Origin of the sequence: Edaphosphingomonas haloaromaticamans (assembly GCF_001853345.1) — a bacterium.
In the GTDB taxonomy this organism is placed as follows: Bacteria; Pseudomonadota; Alphaproteobacteria; order Sphingomonadales; family Sphingomonadaceae; genus Sphingomonas_E; species Sphingomonas_E fennica.
Genome location: NZ_MIPT01000001.1, coordinates 1,798,091 through 1,821,673, shown reverse-complemented (window position 1 = coordinate 1,821,673; position 23,583 = coordinate 1,798,091). Strand labels below are relative to the sequence as shown.

15 protein-coding genes are annotated in these 23,583 nt (G+C 67.8%); 6 read left to right on the top strand and 9 right to left on the bottom strand.

What is annotated here, in order from left to right; genetic code table 11:
• Nucleotides 1-92: 92 nt before the first annotated feature.
• Genes BHE75_RS08300 through BHE75_RS08290 form a run of 3 tightly spaced genes read right to left on the bottom strand, consistent with a single transcriptional unit; the run spans nucleotide 93 to nucleotide 5,866 of the window.
• A complete protein-coding gene (locus tag BHE75_RS08300) occupies nucleotides 93-1,499 on the bottom strand; it encodes an efflux transporter outer membrane subunit (RefSeq protein ID WP_015460134.1) in 1,407 nt (468 codons plus the stop codon).
• The gene (locus BHE75_RS08295) at nucleotides 1,483-2,682 is read right to left on the bottom strand and encodes an efflux RND transporter periplasmic adaptor subunit (RefSeq protein WP_015460133.1); all 1,200 of its coding nucleotides are present in this window, start codon (nucleotides 2,680-2,682) and stop codon (nucleotides 1,483-1,485) included. The genes BHE75_RS08300 and BHE75_RS08295 overlap by 17 nt, the downstream gene beginning before the upstream one ends.
• Nucleotides 2,675-5,866 (bottom strand): efflux RND transporter permease subunit, encoded by a 3,192-nt coding sequence (locus tag BHE75_RS08290; protein ID WP_015460132.1) that lies wholly within the window; start codon nucleotides 5,864-5,866, stop codon nucleotides 2,675-2,677. Before BHE75_RS08290 ends, BHE75_RS08295 begins: the two co-directional genes overlap by 8 nt.
• Before the next feature lie 233 nt (nucleotides 5,867-6,099).
• Here BHE75_RS08290 and BHE75_RS08285 point away from each other — a divergent pair, with 233 nt between their 5' ends.
• Entirely contained in the window at nucleotides 6,100-6,993 is an 894-nt protein-coding gene (locus BHE75_RS08285; RefSeq protein ID WP_015460131.1) for a LysR substrate-binding domain-containing protein, read from the top strand.
• 58 nt (nucleotides 6,994-7,051) lie between these two features.
• On the opposite strand, the gene BHE75_RS08280 is transcribed toward BHE75_RS08285, so the two are convergent.
• A complete protein-coding gene (locus BHE75_RS08280; protein ID WP_015460130.1) occupies nucleotides 7,052-8,134 on the bottom strand; it encodes a branched-chain amino acid aminotransferase in 1,083 nt (360 codons plus the stop codon).
• A gap of 214 nt (nucleotides 8,135-8,348) precedes the next feature.
• Here BHE75_RS08280 and BHE75_RS08275 point away from each other — a divergent pair, with 214 nt between their 5' ends.
• The 5 genes from BHE75_RS08275 to BHE75_RS08255 all read left to right on the top strand — a co-directional run bounded on the left by BHE75_RS08275 (nucleotide 8,349) and on the right by BHE75_RS08255 (nucleotide 16,115).
• Nucleotides 8,349-9,890: an efflux transporter outer membrane subunit gene (locus BHE75_RS08275; RefSeq protein WP_254684397.1), complete on the top strand. Its 1,542-nt coding sequence runs from the start codon at nucleotides 8,349-8,351 to the stop codon at nucleotides 9,888-9,890.
• Nucleotides 9,887-10,960: an HlyD family secretion protein gene (locus BHE75_RS08270; protein ID WP_070933592.1), complete on the top strand. Its 1,074-nt coding sequence runs from the start codon at nucleotides 9,887-9,889 to the stop codon at nucleotides 10,958-10,960. The genes BHE75_RS08275 and BHE75_RS08270 overlap by 4 nt, the downstream gene beginning before the upstream one ends.
• The gene (gene rbbA / locus BHE75_RS08265; RefSeq protein ID WP_015460127.1) at nucleotides 10,957-13,710 is read left to right on the top strand and encodes a ribosome-associated ATPase/putative transporter RbbA; all 2,754 of its coding nucleotides are present in this window, start codon (nucleotides 10,957-10,959) and stop codon (nucleotides 13,708-13,710) included. The genes BHE75_RS08270 and rbbA overlap by 4 nt, the downstream gene beginning before the upstream one ends.
• Before the next feature lie 2 nt (nucleotides 13,711-13,712).
• Nucleotides 13,713-14,834, top strand: coding sequence for an ABC transporter permease (locus BHE75_RS08260; RefSeq protein WP_070933591.1), 1,122 nt, complete (start codon nucleotides 13,713-13,715; stop codon nucleotides 14,832-14,834).
• A gap of 96 nt (nucleotides 14,835-14,930) precedes the next feature.
• The gene (locus BHE75_RS08255) at nucleotides 14,931-16,115 is read left to right on the top strand and encodes a phospholipase A (RefSeq protein WP_254684396.1); all 1,185 of its coding nucleotides are present in this window, start codon (nucleotides 14,931-14,933) and stop codon (nucleotides 16,113-16,115) included.
• A gap of 21 nt (nucleotides 16,116-16,136) precedes the next feature.
• Here BHE75_RS08255 and BHE75_RS08250 read toward each other — a convergent pair whose 3' ends face one another.
• The 5 genes from BHE75_RS08250 to BHE75_RS08230 all read right to left on the bottom strand — a co-directional run bounded on the left by BHE75_RS08250 (nucleotide 16,137) and on the right by BHE75_RS08230 (nucleotide 23,457).
• Complete coding sequence (locus tag BHE75_RS08250; RefSeq protein WP_070933589.1) at nucleotides 16,137-17,426, bottom strand: glycoside hydrolase family 130 protein; 1,290 nt, start codon at nucleotides 17,424-17,426, stop codon at nucleotides 16,137-16,139.
• A gap of 32 nt (nucleotides 17,427-17,458) precedes the next feature.
• The gene (locus BHE75_RS08245; RefSeq protein WP_015460123.1) at nucleotides 17,459-17,908 is read right to left on the bottom strand and encodes a universal stress protein; all 450 of its coding nucleotides are present in this window, start codon (nucleotides 17,906-17,908) and stop codon (nucleotides 17,459-17,461) included.
• Between the two features lie 21 nt (nucleotides 17,909-17,929).
• Nucleotides 17,930-18,817 carry a universal stress protein gene (locus BHE75_RS08240; protein ID WP_139181676.1) on the bottom strand — a complete coding sequence of 296 codons (888 nt, stop codon included), beginning with the start codon at nucleotides 18,815-18,817 and terminating at the stop codon, nucleotides 17,930-17,932.
• A gap of 51 nt (nucleotides 18,818-18,868) precedes the next feature.
• On the bottom strand, nucleotides 18,869-21,547 hold the full coding sequence (locus BHE75_RS08235) for an HAD-IC family P-type ATPase (protein ID WP_070933588.1): 2,679 nt from the start codon (nucleotides 21,545-21,547) through the stop codon (nucleotides 18,869-18,871).
• 131 nt (nucleotides 21,548-21,678) lie between these two features.
• Nucleotides 21,679-23,457, bottom strand: coding sequence for an ABC-F family ATP-binding cassette domain-containing protein (locus tag BHE75_RS08230; protein WP_070935628.1), 1,779 nt, complete (start codon nucleotides 23,455-23,457; stop codon nucleotides 21,679-21,681).
• Nucleotides 23,458-23,583: the final 126 nt, after the last annotated feature.

The window sequence follows — 23,583 nt, the reverse complement described above, 5'->3', positions numbered from 1 at the left end:
TGCCCCCTATGTGCCAGCCATCATCCCGCCGGGGCGTGGCGGGCACATGAAACTTCGGTAAGGCCCGGAACGGGCTTAGGACCAATCGCCATTCAGGCCGGATAGCCGCCGCCGGTGGCGCGAACCACCGCCACGGCCGCCCGCATCCGCAGGGTCTGCACGGAAATCGCCGCGCGTTCGGCATCGAGCGCCGCCGTCTGCGCCGTCACCACCTCCAGATAATCGGATGCGCCCTCGCGATAGCGGATCAGCGCCAGATCGCGCGTGCGGGCCGCCGCCACGGCGGCCGCCTGCTGATCCCCGGCCTGGGTGGCGAGCGTCCGCACGGCCGCCAGCCCATCCTCCACCTCGCGGAAGGCGGCCAGAACCGTGGCCCGGTAATCGGCGGCGACCTCATCATATTGGGCGCGGCTGATCCGCACCTCTGCCCTGCGGCGGCCGCCATCGAAGATGGACAGCACGGCGGACAGCGGCCCCAGCGCCCAATAGCTGGCCGGCGAGCTGAGCAGCGAGCCGTGCGCGGCCTCGAACCCGGCGCCGGCGCCCAGCGTGATCGACGGGAACAGCGCCGCGCGCGCCACGCCGATCCGCGCATTGGCGGCGGCGACACGCCGTTCGGCCGCGGCGATATCGGGCCGGCGCTGCAACAGATCGGACGGCGCGCCGGATGCGATGGCCGGCGGCTCGCGCGGGGGATCGGCGGGCGCGATGGAGAAGCCGGACGCCACCTCGCCAACCAGCGCGGCGATCTCATGCTCGGTCGCCGCCCGTTCGTTGGCGATGGCGGATATCTGCGCCCTGGCATCGGAGAGGACCGTGCGCGCGCGGCTGACGTCGAGCCCCGAGGCGATGCCGCCATCGTGGCGCGTATTCGTCAGCTCCAGGGCGCGGCCGAAAGCCTCGACCGTATCCTTGAGCAACGCGGCTTCGGCATCGAGCCCGCGCAGGCGGAAATAGGCGTCCGCCAGCGCCGCCTGGAGGCTGAGCCGCGCCGAGGCGAGATCGGCGGCGCTCGCTTCCGCATCCGCCTTGCCCGCGCGCACGGAGTTGCGCACCCGGCCCCAGAGATCGAGCTCGTAATCGAGCGCCGCGCCGACCGAAAAATCGTTGTAGATCGCCTTGTCGCTGGCGAGCGGACGGCGCGCGGAGACGCGCTGGCGCGAGGCATCGCCGCCGACGCTGAGTTCGGGAAAGCGATCCGCGCCCGCCGCCCGCGCCGCCGCCTGCGCCTGATCGTAGCGCGCGACGGCCGCCGCCAGCGTGGGGCTGGCCTCGTTCAACCGGCCCTGCAATCCATCGAGCACCGGATCGCCGAAGACCGCCCACCAATCGCCGCGCGGCGCCGCATCCTGCGGGCTGGCCTCGGTCCAGCCGGCGGGCAGTTCCTTATAGGCGACCGGGGCCACGGTGGCCGGCCGTTCATAATCCGGCGCGAGCGAGCAGCCGCCGAGCAGCGCCAGCGCGGCGAGCGCCGCCACGCGATCAGCCACGGCGCGCATCCGCCTTGGCCGGCGCCTTGGCCTTGCCGGCATCCTTCCCCGGCGCGGCCTCTGCATTGACGCGGACATGATCGCCGTTCTGCACGGCATCGGGCGGCGTATCGATGATGCGCTCCGTTCCGGCGAGGCCGGACGTCACCTCCACCTCGCGCCCTTCGTCGCGGCCGACGACGACGGGCCGGATGGTGACCTTGTTCGACGCATCGACGATCGCGACCGTCGGCCCCTTTTCGCCGAAGATCAAAGTGCTGGCGGGCAGGCGGAAGCTGCCGGCGATCGCGCGGACCGGGAAGCTGACCTGCGCATAGGCGCCGGGCTTCAGCGCGCGATCGGGATTGTCGGCCTGAAGCTCGACAAGGACGGTGCCCGATTGCGTATCCACCGCATCGGCGGTGCGCTGGAGAACCGCGTCGAAGGTGCGGCCCGGATATTCGGGCAACGTCATCGACGCGTGCATGCCGGGCCTGATCTGCGCCGAAAGCCCCTGCGGCACGCGGACATAGACGCGCATGCGATGCACGTCGGAAACGGTGAACAATGGCTGGGCGGCGGCATTGCCCGACACCACCAGCGCGCCGATCTGGGCGGATCGGCTGCTGACGATGCCGGCGAACGGCGCCGTCAGCCGGGTGAAGCCCTGCAATGCGCGCAGGCGGTTCACATTGGCGCGCGCAGCGTTGGCGAGCGCCGTCTTGGCGGCATAATCGCCGGCCTTCTCGTCCGCCTCCTGCCGCGACACCGCATCCTGCCCGACCAGCGCCGCCCAGCGGGTGGAGGTGGTGCGGGCAAGCGCCTGGTTGGCCAGCGCCGTCTGATAATCGGCCTCGGCCTGCGCGAGCTGCTGATCGACCTCCGGCGCGTCGAGGATCGCCAAGGTCTGCCCGGCGGCGACATTATCGCCGATATCGGCCGTCCAGCGGCGGACATAGCCGTTGGTGCGGGCATAGATCGCCGCGCTGTTGAAGGCCTGGATGCTGCCTGGCAGCACCACCCCGGTGCCGTCTCCCGACGGCGTGGGGCGCACGACATCGACGGAAGGGATCGCGGCCTCGGCGGCCACCTCCTTCAGGCGGCTATCCGTGATGGTGCGCGCGGAGATGCCGATGGCGACCACGGCCAGCGCCGCGACGGCCGCGCCGATACCGACGCGCTTCAGCTTCCGGCTCTCGATTTCCTCAGACATGCGCGGGTTCTAGCTCCTTGGACCGGTCCTGCACGCGGCCATGCCGGTGGACGAAACTGAAGACAGTGGGGACGAAGAACAATGTGGCGATGGTGGCGACGACGAGACCGCCGATCACCGCGCGGCCGAGCGGGGCGTTCTGCTCGCCCCCCTCGCCCAGGCCCAGCGCCATCGGCAGCATGCCGATGATCATGGCCAGCGCCGTCATCAGCACGGGGCGGAAGCGGACGAGGCCCGCCTCCATCGCGGCGGCGGTGGAATCGCCCAGCTCCGCCAGCCGCTCGCGCGCGAAGCTGACCACCAGGATCGAGTTCGCCGTCGCCACGCCCATGCACATGATCGCGCCGGTGAGCGCCGGCACCGAAAGCGTGGTGCCGGTGGCGAACAGGGTCCAGATGATGCCGGCCAGCGCGCCCGGCAGCGCCATGATGATGACGAACGGATCGAGCCAGCTCTGGAAGTTGACGACGATCAGCAGGTAGATCAGCAGGATCGCGCCGACGAGACCGAAGCCGAGGCCGGAAAAGGCCGCGTTCATCGTGGCATATTGGCCGCGGATCGTGACCGTGACGCCCTGGGGCTTTTCCTTCTCCAGCTTCTGGATCGCACGCTCGACATCGCCGGCGACGGCGCCCAGATCGCGGCCCTGCGGGGCAGCGAAGATGTTGACCATCGGCTGGATGTTGTAGTGGCTGACCACCGGCGTCGTGTTCGAACGCCGCACCGTGGCGATGCCGCCCAAGGTCTGCGGCACCGTGGCGTTCGGGCCGGTGACGGGGATGCTCTGGAGATCGGCGATCGATCCCACCCGATATTCCGGCGTCTGGGCGACGACGGCGTAGGAGACGCCGTTTTCCGGGTTCAGGAAGAAGACCGGGGCCGTCTGCGACGTGCCGGCGAGCGAGCTTGCGAGGCTGGTCGTCACGTCGCGCTCCGTCAGGCCATATTGGCCGATCCGCGTGCGATCGACATCGACGTTGAGCTGCGGATAGCGCGCCGATTGCTGGATGCGCGCATCGGCCAGCCCCGGAATGGTGCGGATCGCCCGCAGCAGCCTGGCGGCATAAGCGGCATTGTCCGCCTGGTTGCGGCCCGTGACCTGGATATCGATCGGCGCCGGCGCGCCAAAGTTCAGGATCTGGCTGGTGATGTCCGCCGGCAGGAAGGCGAAGGTCGTGCCCGGGAAGCTGCGGGCGAGTTCGCGCCGCAGCGTCGCCACATGCTGTTCGGTGGGGCGATGATGCTCCTCCAGCGCGATCAATATGTCGCCGTCCTGCGGGCCGATCGTTCCCGAATTGCTGTAGACGGTGTTGATGGCGCTGACCGGCAGGCCGATATTGTCGACCACGGAGCGCAGCTCCGAAGCCGGAATAAGCTGGCGGATGCGGTGCTGGATCCGTTCGAACTGGGCGGCGCTGTCCTCGATCCGCGATCCCACGGGCGCGCGGACGTGGATCATGATCTGGCCCGAATCCACGCTGGGGAAGAAGTTGCTGCCCAGGAACGGCAGCAGCAGGCCGGACAGCAGGACCACCGCCATGAAGCCGATCATGAAGGGCTTGCGCGAACGCATCGCCCGCTCCAGCAGCCCGCCATAGCCGGCGCGGACCTTTTCGAACCGCGCCTCGAACCCGCGCTGGAAGCGGACCAGCGGATTGCGCGAGGTCGGAGAACCGGCGGCATGCGTATCCTCGCCGGGCGCGTGCGGCTTCAGCAGATACATCGCCATCGTCGGCACCAGCGTGCGCGAGAGGATGAAGGACGCGATCATCGCGAACACCACGGCGAGCGCCATCGGCACGAACAGGAAGCCCGCGACGCCCGGCAGGAAGAACATCGGCACGAAGACGATGCAGATGCACAGCAGCGAGACGAAGGCGGGCGTCACGATCTGGGCGGCGCCGTCCAGGATCGCCTGGATCACGCCCTTGCCCTGTTCCAGGTGCCAGTTGATATTCTCGATCGTCACGGTCGCGTCGTCGACGAGGATGCCGACGGCGAGCGCCAGCCCGCCCAGCGTCATCACGTTGAGCGTCTGCCCCGTGGCGGAAAGCAGGGCCACCGCCGCCAGCACCGCCAGCGGGATCGAGATGGCGATGATGACGGTCGAGCGCCACGATCCCAGGAACAGCAGGATCATCAGCGAGGTGAGCGCGGCCGCGATCGCGCCTTCCTTCACCACGCCGGAAACCGCCGCCTTCACGAACAGGGACTGATCGCCGATCGGCTGGATCTTCAGCGTATCGGGCAGGCCGGCCGCGATGGCGGGAAGCCGATCCTTCACGCCCTGGACGATGGCGAGCGTGGAGGTGGCGCCGTTCTTCAGCACTGTCATCAGCACCGAGCGCCGGCCTTCGACATGGACGACGTTGGTCTGCGGCGAATTGCCGTCGCGCACATAGGCGACGTCGCGCATATAGACGGTGGCGCCGTTCACCACCTTCACCGGCAGGTTGTTGAGCTCCTCGATCGTGCCCGGCGCGTTGTTGAGCTTCACCGCATATTGATAGCTGCCGATCTTCACGAAGCCGGCGGGGTTGATCTGGTTCTGCGCGGCGATGGCATTGCCCACGTCCTGCGCGGAAAGGCCCTTGGACTGGAGCGCCTGGGGATCGATATCGACCTGCACCTGGCGCTGCTTGCCGCCCGACGGGAACGGCATGGCGGCGCCCGGCACGGTCACGATCTGCGGGCGGATCTGGTTCTGCGCGAGGTCGAACAGCTGCTGCTCGCTCATCCCCTTGCCCGACATGGCGAGCTGGATGATCGGCACGGTGGAGGCGTTGTAGTTCAGGATCAGCGGCGGCGTGATGCCCGGCGGCATCTGGCGCAGCACCGTCTGCGAGATGGAGGTGACCTGCGCGGTCGCGGTGCGGATGTCCGCCCCCGGCTGGAAGAAGATCTTCACGATGCCGATGCCCTGCATCGACTGGCTTTCGATATGCTCGATATCGTTCACCGTGGTCGTCAGCACGCGCTCATAGGGCGTGATGATGCGGCCGGACATCTCGTCCGGCGAAAGGCCGGCATATTGCCAGGCGACCGCGATCACCGGCACGCGGATGTTCGGAAAGATATCCACGGGCGTGCGCAGCGCCGCGAGGATGCCGATGATCGCTATCAGGAGCGCCATGACGATGAACGTCAGCGGCCTTCCCAGCGCGACCCGGACAATGCCTATCATCCAGTTTCTCCGAACGGACGAACGCCGCGAACGGCGCGCCCTGCACCTGCTTTGAGCCCGATTGGGCGGACGGATCATGGGCGCGCTTCACTGTCGAACGGGTCTAAACCGTTGAACCGACAGGGCTGGTCGCCGCCTCCCCAAGGCGGTCACGCATCCGATGACGCGATGCACCATTGCAATTTTCGCGTCTAATATCAAATTCGGCATGATTGATATCAAAGGCGAATGAATTGGACCTCCGCCATCTCCGCTATTTCGTCCGCGTGGCGGAGGAACTGCATTTCGGCCGCGCGGCAACCCAGCTCGGCATATCGCAGCCCCCGTTGAGCCAGCAGATCCGCGCGCTCGAGGACGAGCTGGGCGTGGCCCTGTTCGAACGCACCAGCCGCCGCGTGCGGCTGACCGAGGCGGGCGAGATATTCCTTCCCGAAGCGCGCAAGGCGCTGCAGCAGGCGGACCATGCCGCCGAGGTGGCCCGCCGCGCCGCCCGCGGCGAGATCGGCGAGCTGGCGCTCGGCCTGCTCAGTTCCGTGCTTTTCGTGCCTGCGGTCGCCAGCGCGCTCTTCCGATTCCGCCAGGCCTATCCGGCGATCCGGCTCGACCTGCGCGAATTGTCGCTGGAGGCGCAGCTGGAAGCGCTGGCGGAGGGCGACCTCGACATGGGCTTCGTCCGCAGCCCGGAGCCGCCCGAGCTTTCGCACGGGCTGATGGCGACATTGATGCTGGAGGAGGAGATGGTGGTGGCGATGCGGCGCGATCATCCGCTGGCCGATCGCGCCACCGTGGCGGTGGCCGACCTCGCCGAGGAATCCTTCGTGCTCTACGAACGGCGGCTGGGCGCGGGGTTCAACGAGCAGCTGATCCGCATGTGCCGCGCCGCCGGCTTCGAGCCGCGCGTGATCCAGGAAAGCGGCGGCATCGCCACGCTGCTGGGCCTGGTTTCCGCCGGTTTCGGGATCACCTTCCTCGCCCGGTCGCTGAGCGTGATCCACCTCGACAGCCTGGTCTATCGCCCCCTGGCGGGGAACGACACGCTGAGCCGGCTATGGATGATCCGGCCGGTCCGCCCGTCGCTGGCCTGCCGGCAACTGCAGGCGATGTTCGTGCCGGCGCTGGCCGGATAACGATCGGGGACGGGGGTGGCGCCGTTTGCGGGCGCCCTCCCCGTCCGCAAACGCCCGCTCAGGCCCGGCGAAGCCAGCCGCGCGTATCGGCCAGGGTGCCGCGCTGGATGCCCACAAGCTCCTCGCGCAGCCGCGTGGTGAGGGGGCCGGTCCCGCCGTCGCCGATCAGGAAGGAGCCGCCGGCATGCCGCACCTCGCCGATCGCGGCGACCACGGCGGCGGTGCCGCAGGCGAACGCTTCCCGTAGGCGGCCGGATGCCGCATCCGCCTGCCACTGATCGAAGGAATAAGGCTGTTCCTGCACGACGATGCCGGCATCGCGGGCAAGCGTGATCAGCGACTTGCGGGTGATGCCCGGCAGGATGGTGCCGAGCGGCGGCGTCACCAGGCTGCCGTCGTCCATCGCGAAGAAGATGTTCATGCCGCCCAGCTCCTCGACCCAGCGATGCTCGGCCGCGTCGAGGAAAACCACCTGGTCGCAGCCATGGCGCGAGGCTTCCGCCTGCGCGACGAGGCTGGCCGCATAATTGCCGCCGCACTTGGCCGCGCCGGTGCCGCCGGGGGCCGCGCGGGTATAATCGTCCGACACCCAGAGCGTCACCGGCTTGGCGCCGCCCTTGAAATAGGCGCCGACCGGGCAGGCGATGACGCAGAAGATATATTCGGATGCCGGCCGCACGCCCAGGAACGGCTCGCTCGCGAACATGAAGGGGCGCAGGTAGAGGCTGCCCTCGCCGCCCGGAATCCAGCCCCGGTCGATTTCCACGAGGCTTTCGATCGCCGCCAGGAACAGCTCCTCGGGCACGTCCGGCATCGCCATGCGCGCCGCCGATTCATTGAAGCGGCGGGCATTTTCGTCCGGCCGGAACAGCGTGACCGATCCGTCCGCCAGCCGATAGGCCTTCATGCCCTCGAAGATTTCCTGGGCATAATGCAGCACCGCCGCCGCGGGATCGAGCTGGAAGGGCCGGCGCGCGCCTACCTGCGCGTCGTGCCAGCCCTTGTCGGACGTCCATTTCACCGTGACCATATGATCGGTGAACACGCGGCCGAAGCCGGGATTCTCCAGCAGCACGGCCCGCTCGTCCGCCGCGACGGGCGACGGGTGGGGGGTGATGGTGAAGCGGGTTTCCTGTCCCATATTCGCTCTTCCGTGAATCGAGTCCGCGCCGACCTAGCCCAGCGGATCGCGCGATGCCATGCCGATCGCCGTCTTTTTGGCGGCCGCCTCTCCATCACGACGGCCACCGGCCCTGCCCGCGATTGGACATGCGCCGCCGATGAGATATGGTGCGCAACACAAACTATCGTCTCCAAGTCGTTGAAAGCCAAACTCCTGTGGGGACCTGGCAGGCATGGCGCGAGCTGTATCGGTTGCGGACGGACTGACGATCGACCATGCGCCCGGCCCCCGCCGGGGCACATCTGCATCGCCCGCCGGGCGGATGGGCAGGTTCGCGCCGCTCGGCTTGCTGCTGCTGGCCGGATGCTCCTTTGCGCCGCCTTATGTGCAGCCGCCGATGCCGGTGCCGGACAGTTTCTCGACAACCTCCGCGTCCGACGGGAGCATCGCCCGGATCGGCTGGCGCGATTTCTTCCGCGATCCCGAATTGCAGGGGCTGATCGGCGAGGCGCTGGTCCATAATCGCGATATCCGCATCGCCGCCGGCCGGGTGGAGGAAGCGCGCGCCAATTACCGCATCCAGGGCAGCGCGCTCTACCCGCAGGTCGATGCGGTGGCCGCCGGCAATCGCGGACGCACGCCGGCCGGCCTCTCGCTGATCGGCCGGCCCGTCACCGCCAGCCAATATCAGGCGCTGCTGAGCGCGGGCTGGGAGATCGATTTCTGGGGGCGGCTGCGCAACCTGAAGGAAGCCGCCGTGCAGCAATTCCTCTCCACCGAGGAATCGCGCCGCGCCGTGGCGACGAGCCTGATCGCGCAGGTGGCGACCGGCTATCTGCTGGAACGGGAATATGAGGAACGGATCGCGCTTGCCCGCGATACGGTGACGACGCGCGACAAATCGCTGTGGATCATGCGCCGCCGCTACGAGGTCGGCTCCGGATCGAAGCTGGAGATGACGCAGGCGCAGCTGCTGCTGGCCCAGGCGAAGACCGCGCTCGAGGCGTTGATCCAGGACCAGGCGGTCAACCGCAACGCGCTGGCGCTGCTGGTAGGCCATCCCGTGGAATTCCGCCCCGGCCCGCTGCGGCTGGCGGAAACGGACAGCAACCGCGAGCTGCCGGCGGGATTGCCGTCCGACCTCCTGATCAACCGCCCCGATATCGTGGCGGCGGAACACCGCCTGCGCGCCGCCAACGCCAATATCGGCGCGGCGCGGGCCGCCTTCTTCCCCAACATCAACCTTACCGGCACGTTTGGCACCGCCAGCAACGAGCTGGACGGCCTGTTCGGCGACGGCAGCCTATCCTGGAATTTCAGCCCGACGATCACGCTGCCCATCTTCAACGCGGGCCGCAACGCCGCCAGCCTCGATGCCGCCGAAGCCCGGCGCAACGTTGCCGTCGCCGAATATGAGCAGGTGATCCAGCAGGCCTTCCGCGACGTTTCCGACGCGCTGGTCCAGCGCCGCCAGCTCATCGCCCAGATCGCCAGCACGCGCGACATGGTGGCGGCGCTCCGCGAGCGCGCGCGGCTGGCGCAGCTGCGCTTCGACAACGGCCGGTCCGCCTATCTGGAGGTGCTCGACGCCCAGCGCGACCTGTTCGACACCCAGCAATCGCTGATCCAGCTTCGCCGCGGCTATTATGCCAGCGGCGTCGCGCTCTATGCCGCGCTGGGCGGCGGCTTCGCGGACGATGCGACCTTCGCACCGCCGTCCCCCGCGCCCTCGCCTTCCCCATCGCCTTCCGTCGAGGAGGATCAGCCCCGATGAAAATGCCCGATCGACGCTGGCTCATCCGCGGCGGCATCGCTGCCGTCATCCTGCTGGCCGCCTGGCTGCTGTGGAAGCTGGCGGCCCCCGGCGGCCTTCCCGAAGGGATCGTCGGCGGCAACGGCCGCATCGAGGCGACCGAGATCGACATTTCCGCCAAGACACCGGGCCGCGTGGCGGAGATCGCGGTGGACGAGGGCGATTATGTGAAGGCCGGCCAGATCGTCGCCCGGATCGATACCGATGTCCTGCAGGCGCAGAAGGCGGAAGCGGAAGCGCAGTTGCAGCAGGCCCTGAACGGGATCGACGTCGCCCAGACGCAGGTGGCCCAGCGCCAGGGCGATCGCGCCTCCGCCTTCGCGGTGGTCCGCCAGCGCGAGGCGGAGCTGAACGCCGCGCGCAAGCGGCTCGCCCGATCGACCACGCTGGCGCGCGAAGGCGCCACCGCCGTGCAGGAACGTGACGACGATCAGGCCCAGGTGGAAGGCGCCTATGCCGCCGTGGAGGCGGCGCGCGCGCAGCTTGCGGCGGTCGACGCCGCGATCCTGACGGCCAAGTCGCAGGTCATCGGCGCGCGATCCAATGTCGACGCCGCCCGCGCCACCATCCGCCGGCTGGAAGCCGACATCACGGACAGCGACCTCAAGGCCCCGACGGACGGGCGCGTGCAATATCGCGTCGCCCAGCCGGGCGAGGTGGTGGCCGGCGGCGGCCGCGTGCTGAACGTCGTCAACCTGACGGACGTCTACATGACCTTCTTCCTGCCCGAAACGGTGGCGGGCCGCGTGGGCGTGGGCAGCGAGGCGCGGATCGTGCTGGACGCCGCATCCCAATATGTGATCCCCGCCCGCGTCTCCTTCGTCGCCGATGTCGCCCAGTTCACGCCCAAGACGGTCGAGACGGAAAGCGAGCGGCAGAAGCTGATGTTCAGGGTGAAGGCCCGGATCGATCCCGCCTTGCTGAGGAAGCATATCAACCAGGTGAAGACCGGCCTTCCCGGCATGGCCTATGTGCGGATCGACCCCAAGGCGGAATGGCCGGCCGATCTCGCGGTCAATGTCGGCCGATGACGGCGCCCGCGACCGCGCCTGACCCGCCGGTCGCAAGCCTGGCCGGGGTGAGCCTGCGCTTCGGCGACACGAAAGCGCTCGACGGCATCGACCTGGACATTCCGGCGGGGCGCATGGTCGCGCTGATCGGGCCGGACGGGGTCGGCAAGTCCAGCCTCTTCTCGCTGATCGCCGGATCGCGCATCATCCAGGCCGGCACCGTCACCGTGCTGGGCGGCGACATGGCCGATGCCCGCCACCGCAACGCCATATGCCCGCGCATCGCCTATATGCCGCAGGGGCTGGGCAAGAATCTCTACCCCACGCTTTCGGTGGCGGAGAATCTGGAATTCTTCGGCCGGCTGTTCGGCCAGGACGCGGCGGAGCGGGAGGAACGGATCGTCGATCTGCTCGCCAGCACCGGCATGTCGCGATTCCGCGATCGCCCGGCGGGCAAGCTTTCCGGCGGCATGAAGCAGAAACTGGGCCTGTGCTGCGCACTGATCCACGATCCCGATTTCCTGCTGCTGGACGAACCCACCACGGGCGTGGACCCGCTTTCCCGTGCGCAATTCTGGGACCTGATCGATCGCATCCGGCTCGACCGGCCGGGCATGAGCGTGCTGATCGCCACCGCCTATATGGAGGAGGCCGCCCGTTTCGACTGGCTGGTGGCGATGGATGCCGGCCGCGTGCTGGCCACCGGCACGGCGGCCGAGCTTTACGAACGCACCGGCAAGGACAATCTGGAACAGGCCTTCATCGAACTGCTGCCGGAGGAGCAGCGCCGGGGCCATCATGCCGTCACCATCCCACCGCGCACCGGCGAGGGGCTGGATGAGGTCGCGATCGAGGCGAAGGGCCTCACCAAGCGCTTCGGCGATTTCACCGCCGTCGATCATGTGAACTTCCGCATCGAGCGCGGCGAGATCTTCGGCTTCCTGGGATCGAACGGCTGCGGCAAATCGACGACGATGAAGATGCTGACCGGGCTCCTGCCCGCGACCGAGGGCCAGGCCTGGCTGTTCGGGCAGGAGGTGGACAGCCAGGATATCGGCACCCGCCGCCGCGTCGGCTATATGAGCCAGGCTTTCTCGCTCTACAGCGAGCTTACCCTGCGGCAGAATCTGGTGCTGCACGCCCAGCTCTTCAGCGTTCCGGCAAGCGAGATTCCGGCGCGGGTGGACGAGATGGCGAGCCGGTTCGGGCTGAGCGACATACTGGACGCCCTGCCCGATGCCCTGCCGCTCGGCCAGCGGCAGCGGCTGTCGCTGGCGGTGGCGCTGATCCACCGGCCGGAGATGCTGATCCTGGACGAGCCGACATCCGGTGTCGATCCCATCGCGCGGGACCAGTTCTGGCAGAGCCTGATCGACCTGTCCCGGCAGGACAGGGTGACGATCTTCATCTCCACCCACTTCATGAACGAGGCGGAGCGCTGCGACCGCATATCGCTGATGCATGCCGGCAAGGTGCTGGTGAGCGATACGCCCAGGGGCATCGTGGAAAGCCGGCACGCGGCGACGCTGGAGGAAGCCTTCATCGGTTATCTGGAGGAAGCGGAAGCCGCCGCGGCCGTGCCGGAGGAGGCCGTCCCCCAATCCGCCCCGCCCGCCGCCCACGCGCCCGAGGACAGGATCGGCGGCTTCAGCATCCGGCGGATGCTGAGCTACTCCCAGCGCGAAAGCCTGGAGCTGCGCCGCGATCCCATCCGGGCGACGCTGGCGCTGGTGGGCAGCGTGATCCTGATGTTCATCATGGGATATGGCATCAGCATGGACGTGGAGGACCTGTCCTTCGCCGTGCTGGATCGCGACGGCACCGTCACCAGCCAGAATTACGCGCTGAACCTCGCCGGATCGCGCTATTTCGTCGAACGGCCGCCCGTCACCGACTACGACCAGCTCGACCGGCGGATGCGCGCCGGCGAGCTGAGCGTCGCGATCGAGATTCCGCCCGGCTTCGCCCGCGATCTGCGCCGGGGCGACAGGGTGGCCATAGCCGCGTGGATCGACGGATCGATGCCGCAGCGCGCGGAAACGGTGCAGGGCTACATGCAGGCGATGCACGCCCAATGGCTGGGCGACATGGCGTTGCAGGAACTGGGCGAGCGGCCAAGCGCCGGGCTGATCGATATCGAGACCCGCTATCGCTACAACCCGGACGTGAAGAGCCTGGTGGCGATCGCGCCCGCCGTGATCCCCGTCCTCCTCCTCCTGCTGCCGGCGATGCTGACGGCGCTCAGCGTGGTGCGCGAGAAGGAGCTGGGATCGATCATCAACTTCTACGTCACCCCGATCACCCGGATCGAATTCCTGATCGGCAAGCAGCTTCCCTATGTCGCGCTGGCGATGCTCAACTATGCGCTGCTGGTGATCCTGGCGGTGGCGATCTTCCGCGTGCCCATCACCGGCAACATATTGGCGATGACGGCCGCGGCCTTCCTCTACACCATATCGGCCACCGCGATCGGCCTGCTGTTCTCGGTGTTCATGCGCAGCCAGATCGCCGCGATCTTCGCGACCGCCATCGGCACGATGCTGCCGGCCATACAGTTTTCCGGCCTGATCAACCCGGTATCCTCGCTGGAGGGCGCCGGCGCCCTGATCGGCCGCATCTTCCCGACCGCCCATTTCGTAACCGTGTGCCGGGGCGTCTTTTCCAAGGGGCTGGGCTTCGGCGATCTGCATACGCAGATGCTGGGGCTGGCGCTGGCGATCCCGGTCCTGATGGCCGCCTGCGTGGTGCTGCTGCGCAAGCAGGAACGCTAGGCATGGCGGCGGCCAACATATTCCGGCTGGGCGTCAAGGAACTGCGCAGCCTCTGGCGCGATCCGATGATGCTCGCGCTGATCGCCTGGGCCTTTTCCTTCAGCATCTACGTGGCGGCCACCGCCATGCCGGAAACGCTGCACAAGGCGCCGATCGCGATCGTCGACGAGGACCAGTCCCCCTTGTCGCAGCGGATCGTCGCCGCTTTCTATCCCCCGCATTTCACCCAGCCCTTCATCATCTCGCAGAACGAGATCGATCCGGGGATGGATGCGGGCCTCTATACCTTCGCGCTCAACATCCCGCCCGGCTTCCAGCGCGATCTGCTCGCCAACCGCCAGCCGGCGGTGCAGCTGAACGTCGATGCGACGCGGATGAGCCAGGCCTTCACCGGCAACGGCTATGTCCAGCAGATCGTGAATGACGAGGTGAACGAATTCATCCAGCGCTACCGCGCCAATCCGCAGCCGCCGGTGGCGCTGGAGCTGCGCGCGCGCTTCAACCCCACGCTGGCGCAAAGCTGGTTCGGATCGGTGATGGAGGTGATCAACAACGTCACCATGCTTTCCATCGTGCTGACGGGCGCGGCGCTGATCCGCGAGCGGGAACATGGCACGATCGAGCATCTGCTGGTGATGCCCGTCACCCCGTTCGAGATCATGGCCGGCAAGGTCTGGGCCATGGGGCTCGTCGTGCTGCTGGCCTGCGCCTTCTCGCTCACGGTGGTCGTGCGGGGGCTGCTCCATGTGCCGATCGAAGGTTCGGTCGCGCTGTTCCTGCTGGCCACGGCGTTCCACCTGTTCGCCACCACATCGATGGGCATCTTCATGGCCACGGTCGCGCGATCGATGCCGCAATTCGGGCTGCTGCTGATCCTGGTGATGCTGCCGCTCCAGATGCTGTCCGGCGGCACCACCCCGCGCGAAAGCATGCCCGAATTCGTGCAGAACGTGATGCTGGCCGCCCCCACCACCCATTTCGTGAAGCTGGCCCAGGCCATCCTCTATCGCGGTGCCGACCTTGCTGTCGTATGGCCACAATTCCTTGCGATCATGGTGATAGGCGGGCTGTTCTTCGGCATCGCGCTGGCCCGTTTCCGCAAGACGATCGTTACCATGGCCTAGGAACCGACACGCCCGATGCCCCCTTCCCGCCCATCATGCCACCGCCCGCGCTTGCGCCCATGGCTCTGCGCCGCCGCGATTTTCGCCGCGCCTGCCATGGCCCAGGCGGAGCCGCGCGATCTCGTCGGGGCGATCACGCCCGCGCCCGACGGCGATGGCCTGATCGTCGGCATCGTCACGCTCAACCCGGACGCGGCACCCGCGCGCGTGGCCCGGCCGGAAAGGCTGGAGGCGGAGCTGAAGGTCGCCGGTCGCACCATTCCGGTGGTTCTCGACCGGATCGATCCCGTCGCGGAACAGGAGGTGCCGGCACGCGGCTTCGCCGAGGCGCGCTATGCGCTGCGCCTTCCCGTGGGAACGCCCCGCCGCGATGCCGTGCTGACGCTGCGACCCGGCCCGGACGCCGAAGGATATGCCTTCCGGCTTCCGCCGCGCGATGCCGGGGAACGGCGCGGGGCGCTGGCGCAAAATGACGATCCGGGCGTCCCGGCCCCCCGCCCGCCCCGCCCCGTGCCGGCCTCGCCCGTGGAGGCCCCGCCATCGGCCAAGCCCGATCAGGGCAATGCCTTCCTCGGCAATCTCTCCAGCTATGCGCCGATCTATGCGGCCTATGGCCCCGGCACCAACAGCGACGGGCGCCTGCAGATCAGCTTCAAATATCAGCTTTTCGGGGAACCGGGCGCCGTGGGCAAGGGCGAGCCCGCGATCAACGGCGTCCATTTCGCCTATACCCAGCGCATGTTCTGGGATCTGGATGCCAAATCCTCGCCCTTCCACAATATCGATTTCATGCCGGAGCTTTTCTACCTCGTCCCGGCCACGCCCGTGGGCAAGGGCTTCGCGCTGGGCGGCCAGGCGGGCTACCGCCATGAATCGAACGGCCGCGACGGGCTCGATTCCCGCAGCATCAACATGCTCTACGTCCAGCCGGTCGCGACCATGTATGCCGGCCGCTACACGATATCGGTGGGGCCGCGGCTGTGGGTCTATATCGCCAGCCTGGAGGACAATCCCGATATCAAGCGCTATCGCGGCAATACCGGCCTGTTCGCGGAAATCGGCGAGGATGAGGGCTTCCGCCTCACCACCAACAGCCGCTTCAACTTCGGATCGGGCAAGGGCGCAATCGATGCGGAGCTAAGCTACCCGCTGGACCGCATCTTCGAATCCAGCCTCAACATCTATCTCTTCGGTCAGGCTTTCGCCGGCTATGGCGAAAATCTGCTCGATTACCGCAAGAGCATGACGCGCCTCCGCTTCGGCATCGCCATCGTCCGATAGAAGGCTTTCCGATAGAGGGCTTCACGACATCGCGGCCAGCACCGCATCCACCGATCCGGTCGCGAAGGTCGTGTAGGTATCCGCCACGCCATAAGGCAGCAGCAGCATGCGATTGTGGACCAGCGCGCCGCAGCTATAGACGACATTGGGCACATAGCCGCCCCGCTCCGCCGGATCGGGATAGACGATCGGCCGATCCGTCCTGCCCAGCACGCGCGACGGATCGGCCTTGTCCAGCAGGCAGGCGCCGATGCAATAGCCCCGCATCATGCCCACGCCGTGGGTCAGCACCAGCCAGCCCTCCTCGATCTCGATCGGGGAGCCGCAATTGCCAAGCTGCACGAATTCCCAGGAATATCTGGGCGTGACGATCCTCTGCCCGCCATCCCAGCGATAGAGATCGTCCGAGGCAAGCAGCCAGATATTCTCATTATCCTGCCGCCCGAGCATCATGTAGCGGCCGTCGATCCGGCGCGGAAACAGCGCCATGCCCTTGTTCCGCACGACATCGCCTTCCAGCGGGCGCAGCTCATAGGTCCTGAAGTCCAGGGCGCGCAGCATCTCGGATCGAACCTCGGCGCCGCTGAAGGCGGTGTAGGTGCCCAGCAGGTTGCGCGATCCATCCTCCTCGACGAACAGCACCATGCGCAGATCCTCCACGCCCTGGCGCTGGCTGGGCGTGACGGGAAAGACCACGGATTCGCTGATATTGGTGCTTTCCGGGCAGGAAAGGCGGATCGTGCGCCCGTCTTCCTCCACCTCCTCGATGCGCGGCGGCACACCATGCGCGCTGGCCGGGTCCACCGTCACCTGGTTCGCCACCGTGTCCCAGGTGCCGGTGCGGAAGGTGACGGACGATATATGCCCTTCGCCGATCCCGCGGAGCGACATCACGAAGCGCAGGCAACCGGGCCGCGCGGCATCCTCCAGCGGATGGGCGACGATGCTGGGATTGAACAAAGCGGCGGATTCGAAGGCATATTCCTGGCTGAAATAGGCGCCGATAAGCAGCGCCTGTTCCCGGCTCACCGGTCCTTCGCTCAGTTCGCCGCGCACTTCCTCAAATCGCCGCAGGAAGAATTTTTCGGCATTGGGATGGCGGCTCGCCATGGCGGGAACCATCATATCCACCATCATGCGCGCCCGGTCCGCCGGAAGGTTCAGCACGCGATCGACGATCCGCTGCGGCCGGGGGCACCCGTCGATCGCGAACTGGGCGGGGTCTTCGGCGTAGAAGGGGCGGATCACCGTGCGCGACGGGTCCGGCTGCAGCATCGTCGGCAAATGCGTGAGAATGGTGTTGATCGCCATCACGCCCTCCTCCGCTTCCGCCCCACCGGGCCCTAGGCCGTTTCGCGCTGATCCTGCCGCCGTGTCACCAGCACGCTGATCTTGGCGTCGCGGATGATGGAGGAGGCGTTCGATCCCAGCAGCCGCGTCGACATCGAAGGCTGGCGCGATCCGATGATGATGAGGTCGGCCTCCCGCTGCGCCGCTTCGTCCAGCACCTCCGCCGGCACCGGTCCGCGCCGCAGGGTGATCGTAACGCGGTCCTCCGGCAGGCCCAGGCTCGCCTTCCACGCCCGCAACTGCTCCATGCAGCTCTCCTTTTCCTCCTGGTCGAAGCTGGAAGGGAGGAAATCGACGTAGGACAGCGGCAGATAGAGCCGGACGTGCAGCAGGTGCACCGTCGCGCCCGCCGCTTCGGCCAGAAAGCGGGCATCCTGAAGCGCGCGATCCGCGTTAGCCAGATCGTTCACGTCCAGCGGCAGCAATATGTTGCGGAATGCCATGTCTTTTCCTCCGTGGAAGGTTCAGCGCGTCCGGGGTCTGCGGACGACCAGCGTGTCGCCCTGCGCGGATTCCAGCAACCGCTTGGTCATGCTGCCGATCAGCACGTCGAAGAACGCGCTGCGCCCATGGCTGCCGATCACGGTGAGGTCGGCCTCCTGATCGGTGACATAATCCCATAGCAGCCGTTCGGGATTGCCATGCTCGATCAACAGGTGGACGCGCTCCCGCACGGCATCGTCCAGCGGCGTCTTGGCGAGGAAATCGGCCTTGCACCGCTCCTCCATCGCCGCGAGCTGCCGGCCGAATTCATCCTTGTCCAGCAGGTCGTCGAACGGGATGTCATATCCGTGGAACAGCACATATTCGGCGGTGGGAAACCATTTGGCCGCCGTCGTCAGCGCGCGGGCCGAGCTGTCCGAAAAATCCGTGCCGACCACGATCTTGCCGTAGGGCCGGTTCACCCGGTTCCGCACGATCAGCACCGGCACCTCGGCATGGCGGACCAGCTTGTTCACGGTCGTGCCCAGCACCATCGGCCCCAATATGCCGTCGCGCGCCACGCCGGTGACGATGAGGTCGCATCTCTCCTCGGCCGCCACGGCGAGAAGCTGCTCCGCCGCCTCGCCCTCCACCACCCGCACGTCGACATCGGCCATGTCGCCGGCCAGGTCGCGCCATATCTGGTGCCGCATCTTCGTCGCCGGATCGCCGGTGCGGCGCCATGACGGCACGTCCGGCTCCGTCCGGATTCGATCGGCGAGGCCCGGCTCCATCACATGGACGAGAACCAGCGTCGCCTTCCAGTCGCGGGCGAGCCGCCTGGCGCGATCGAGCGCGCGATCGCAGCGGCAGCTCAGATCGGTGGCGAGCATGATGCGCTTCGGCGCGGCGACCACTGGTTCGTCCAAGGTTCTACTCCCTGTCGTTCAGGATGAGGATGCGTCGTGGCGGCGCGCCGGTCATGCCCGCAATTCCTCGAACCAGCCGAGGCGGCGCATCAGCAGCTTCTCGCCTTCCAGCACCAGCATCAAGCCGAATCCCGCCGCGATGATGGCGATGCCGTCGCGAACCGGCAGCGGCCGGCTGTGGAACAGCCCGTGCATGAAGGGCGCATAGGTGAAGGCGATCTGGGCGATCACCACCACCGCGATCGCGCCCAGCACCGCCGGCGTCCCCAGCGCGCCCCGCCAGGTCAGCGATCGCATGTGCAGGTAACGCACGTTGAAGAGGTAGAATATCTCGGCCACGATCATGAAGTTGACCACGATCGTCCGGGCCGTCTCCAGGTCGCGTCCCTGGCCCAGGGCGTGGAAATAGAAGCCCAGGGAAGCCGCCGCCAGCAAGATCGATACGATCAGCACCCGCCACAGCAGGAACGGCGTCAGCAGCGGCGCGCCGGACGGCCTGGGCGGGCGCCGCATCACGCCGGGCTCCGATGGCTCGAACGCCAGCACCAGCCCCAGCGTGCCCGCCAGCACCAGGTTGATCCACAATATCTGCGTCGCCGAAAGCGGCATGGCGAACCCGGCCAGGATCGCCAGCACCACCGTCAGCGTCTCGCCGCCATTGGTTGGGATCGTCCACGAAATCACCTTGCGGATATTGTCGTAGACCGTGCGCCCTTCATGCACGGCGGCGACGATCGAGGCGAAATTGTCGTCCAGCAGCACCATCTGCGCTGCTTCCTTGGCGGCCTCCGTGCCCTTGCGGCCCATCGCCGTGCCGACGTCGGCCTGCTTGAGCGAGGGCGCATCGTTCACGCCGTCGCCCGTCATCGCCACGATCGCGCCGTCGGACTGGAGCGCGCGGACGATGCGCAGCTTATGTTCCGGGCTGGTGCGGGCGAAGACGGATATGTCCCCGACGATCGCCGCCAGATCCGCATCGGACAGGCCGTCCAGCTCGGCGCCGGTCATCGCCCTGGGATCGTCGGCCAGCGCGATCTGCCGCGCGATGGCGAGCGCGGTCGCGGCATGATCGCCGGTGATCATCTTCACCGCGATCCCGGCGGACCGGCATTCCGCGATCGCCGCCACCGCTTCCTCGCGCGGCGGATCGATGAAGCCCATCAGGCCGAGAAATTCCACGCCGCCCTCGAGGTCGCCGAAGCCCAACCGGTCGGGCGGCGTCGAAAAGCGCTTGAGGGCGAAGCCCAGCACGCGTTCGCCGCGATTGGCGGCCTCCGCCATCCGGCCGTCCCAGCCGGCCTCGCGGATGCCGGCTTTCGCCATCACCGCCTCCGGCGCGCCCTTTATGAACGCCACCACCTCGCCCGTGGGCGCGCGATGCAGGGTCGCCATGAAGCGATAGGCGGCGTCGAACGGTATCTCGTCCAGCCGGGGCCATTGGCCGCGCAGATTGTCGGGGCTCAACCCCGCTTTCATCGCCAGCGCGACCAGCGCGCCTTCCATGGGATCGCCTTCGACCCGCCATTCGCCGTCGCGAAGATCGAGCGCGGCATCGTTGCACAGCAGGCCGCATTCGATGATCCGGCTGGCGGCCGCGACGGCGGCGGCATCGTCATCACCGCCATCGGCGGTAAGGCTGCCTTCGGGCGCATAGCCGGCGCCACTCACATGCAGGGAATGCCCGTCGATCAGCAGGTGCCGCACGGTCATCTCGTTGCGGGTCAGGGTGCCGGTCTTGTCGGTGCAGATCACCGATGTGGCGCCCAGCGTCTCCACCGCCGGCAGCTTGCGGATCACGGCGTTGCGCGCGGCCATGCGCTGCACGCCGATGGCGAGCGTGATAGTGATCACCGCGGGCAGCCCTTCCGGGACGATGCCCACCGCCAGCGCCACCACGGCGATCAGCGCATCGGCCCAGTCGAAATTGCGGACCAGCACCGCAAAGGCGAACAGCAGCGCCGCGCCCGCCATCACCACCCAGGTAAAGCGCCGGCCGAAATCGTTGATCTGCCGCAGCAGCGGCGTCGTCATCGGCTCCACGTCCTGGAGAAGCTGGCTGATCCGCCCGATCTGCGTGCCCTGCCCCGTCGCCGTCACCACGCCCGTCGCCTGCCCGGTGGCGACCAGCGTGCCCGAAAAGGCCATGTCCGTCCGATCGCCGATCGCCGCATCCGGCGCCACGGGCACCTCATGCTTGTCCGCCGTCACGGATTCGCCGGTCAGCAGCGCCTCGTCGATGGTGAGGCCGCGCACGCGCAGCAGCCGCATGTCGGCCGGCACCCTGTCTCCCGGCTCCAGCAGCACGATATCGCCGGGCACGATGCTGGCCGCGTCCACCGACCGCCGATGCCCGCTTCGCAGCACCGTCGCATGGGGCGTGATGAGGTCGCGGATCGCGCCCAGCGCCTGCTCCGCCTTGCCCTCCTGCATGAAGCCGACGATCGCGTTGACCAGCACCACCACGATGATGACGAAGGCATCCACCAGATGCCCCAGCGCGGCCGCCGCCGCCGCTCCGGCCAGCAGGAAATAGATGAGCGCGCTGCGGAACTGGGCGACGAAGCGGGTAATGGCCGAAGCGCGCGCCGGTTCCGGCAGGCGATTGGGGCCATGGCTTTCCAGCCGCCGCCGGGCCTCATCCTCGTCGAGCCCGGCGCCATCGGCGGCGAGCCTGGCGAGCACGTCATTCCCTTCCAGGCCGTGCCACGGAGCATCGCTGTCGATCCGCACACGCTACTCCCGCCGTGGAACCCCGTGCCGCTCGACCAAGCCTAGCACGAGATGCCCTCAAGGGAAGAAGATATGTGCCCCAGATACTTCCAGCGCGGTCTGCGCGATGCGCGCGAACCCTGCCGCCGCGATCAGCCCAGCGCCTCGGCCATCTCGGCCAGTTCCAGCCAGCGCAGCTCCGCTTCCTCCTTGCGCTGGCGAGCCGCCTCGATCGCCCTCGTCAGCTCCGCGAAGCGCGCGGGGTTCCTGGCATAGAGATCGGGATCGGCCAGCGCCGCCTCGTCCCGCGCGATCGCCGCCTCGATCTTCTCGATCTCGGCCGGCAGATTGTCGTAATCTCGCTGGTCCTTGTAGCTGAGCTTGGTGCGCGTCTTTTCGCGCGGCGGCAGCGCATCTGCTTTGGGAGCAGAGGGTCGCCGCGCCTCTACCTTGGGCGCCCGCTGCCGTTCCCAATCCTCATAGCCGCCGGCAACGATATCCACCTTGCCCGATCCGTCGAGGCCTAGCGTCACCGTCACCGTGCGATCGAGGAAGTCGCGATCGTGGCTGACGATCAGCACCGTGCCTTCATAATCGGCGATCACCTCCTGCAGCAGGTCCAGCGTCTCGAGGTCGAGGTCGTTGGTCGGCTCGTCCAGCACCAGCAGGTTGGAATGGCGGGCGAATTCCCGTGCCAGCAGCAGGCGCGAACGCTCGCCGCCGGAAAGCGTGCCGATCCGGGCATCCGCCAGCGAGGGATCGAACAGGAATTCCTTCAGATATCCGTGGACGTGCTTCTTCTCGCCCAGCACCGTCACCCAGTCGCCGCCGTCGGCCAGCACGTCGCGCACGCGCTTGTCGGGCGCCATCAGGCTGCGCTGCTGGTCGATGACGATGCCGTCCAGCGTCTTCGCCAGCTTCACCGTGCCCTCGTCCGGCGGCAGCTCGCCGGTCAGCAGCTTCAGCAGCGTCGTCTTGCCCGCGCCATTGGCGCCCACCACGCCGATCCGGTCGCGGCGCGTGATGCGGAAGCTCAGATCCTTGATGACCTCGCGATCGCCGAAACGCTTGGTGACATGCTCGGCGTCGATCACCACCTTGGTCTTGCTGTCGTCGCTGGCGACGGCGAGGTTGGCGGCGCCCTGCGGGCCGATCATCGCCGCCCGCTGCGCGCGCATCTCCTTCAACTGGGCCAGCCGCCCCTGGTTGCGCCGCCGCCGCCCGGTGACGCCGCGCTGCAGCCAATGCTCCTCGATCTTCAGCCGCGCATCCAGCCGCTGGGCGTTGCGCGCCTCCTCCTCATAGATCTTCTCGGTCCACGCCTCGAACCCGCCGAAGCCGATCTCGGCCCGGCGGATCGTCCCCCTGTCCAGCCACAATGTCTGGCGGGTCAGCCGGGTCAGGAAGGTGCGGTCGTGGCTGATCGCGACGAACGCGCCATTATAACGGCCCAGCCATTGCTCCAGCCAGTCGATCGCGGCGATGTCCAGATGGTTGGTCGGCTCGTCCAGCAGCAGCACGTCCGGCTCCTGCGCCAGCGCGCGGGCGATGGCCGCCCGCCGCCGCTCGCCGCCCGATGCGGTGGCCGCCTCGCGCGAAAGATCGATGCCGATCTGGTCGGCGATCGCCTCCACCTCATGCGCGGCGGCGCTGTTGCCGGCCAGCGCGAAGTCGCGCAGCGTCGCATGGCCCGCCATGGAAGGCTCCTGCTCCAGCAGGATCACGCGGGTGCCGGGCACCACCGTCCGCCGCCCCTCATCGGGCTCGATCGCGCCGGCCAGAAGCTTCAGCAGGGTCGTCTTGCCCGCGCCGTTGCGCCCGATCAGCGCAAGCCGGTCGCGCTGCTGGATATAGATGTCGAGATGGCGGAACAGCCACCCCGAACCCTGGACGAGGCCGAGATCTTCGAAAGCGAGGACAGGTGCGGACATGGCCGCGACATAGGGACGATCCGCCGCCGGGTAAAGTTGCCGGCGCGNTCGGGTCAGGGGATGGGTGGCGGAGCGCGTGGACAAATCCATCATGTGGCCCGTGCAGGCTCACAGATGTGGCAGTAT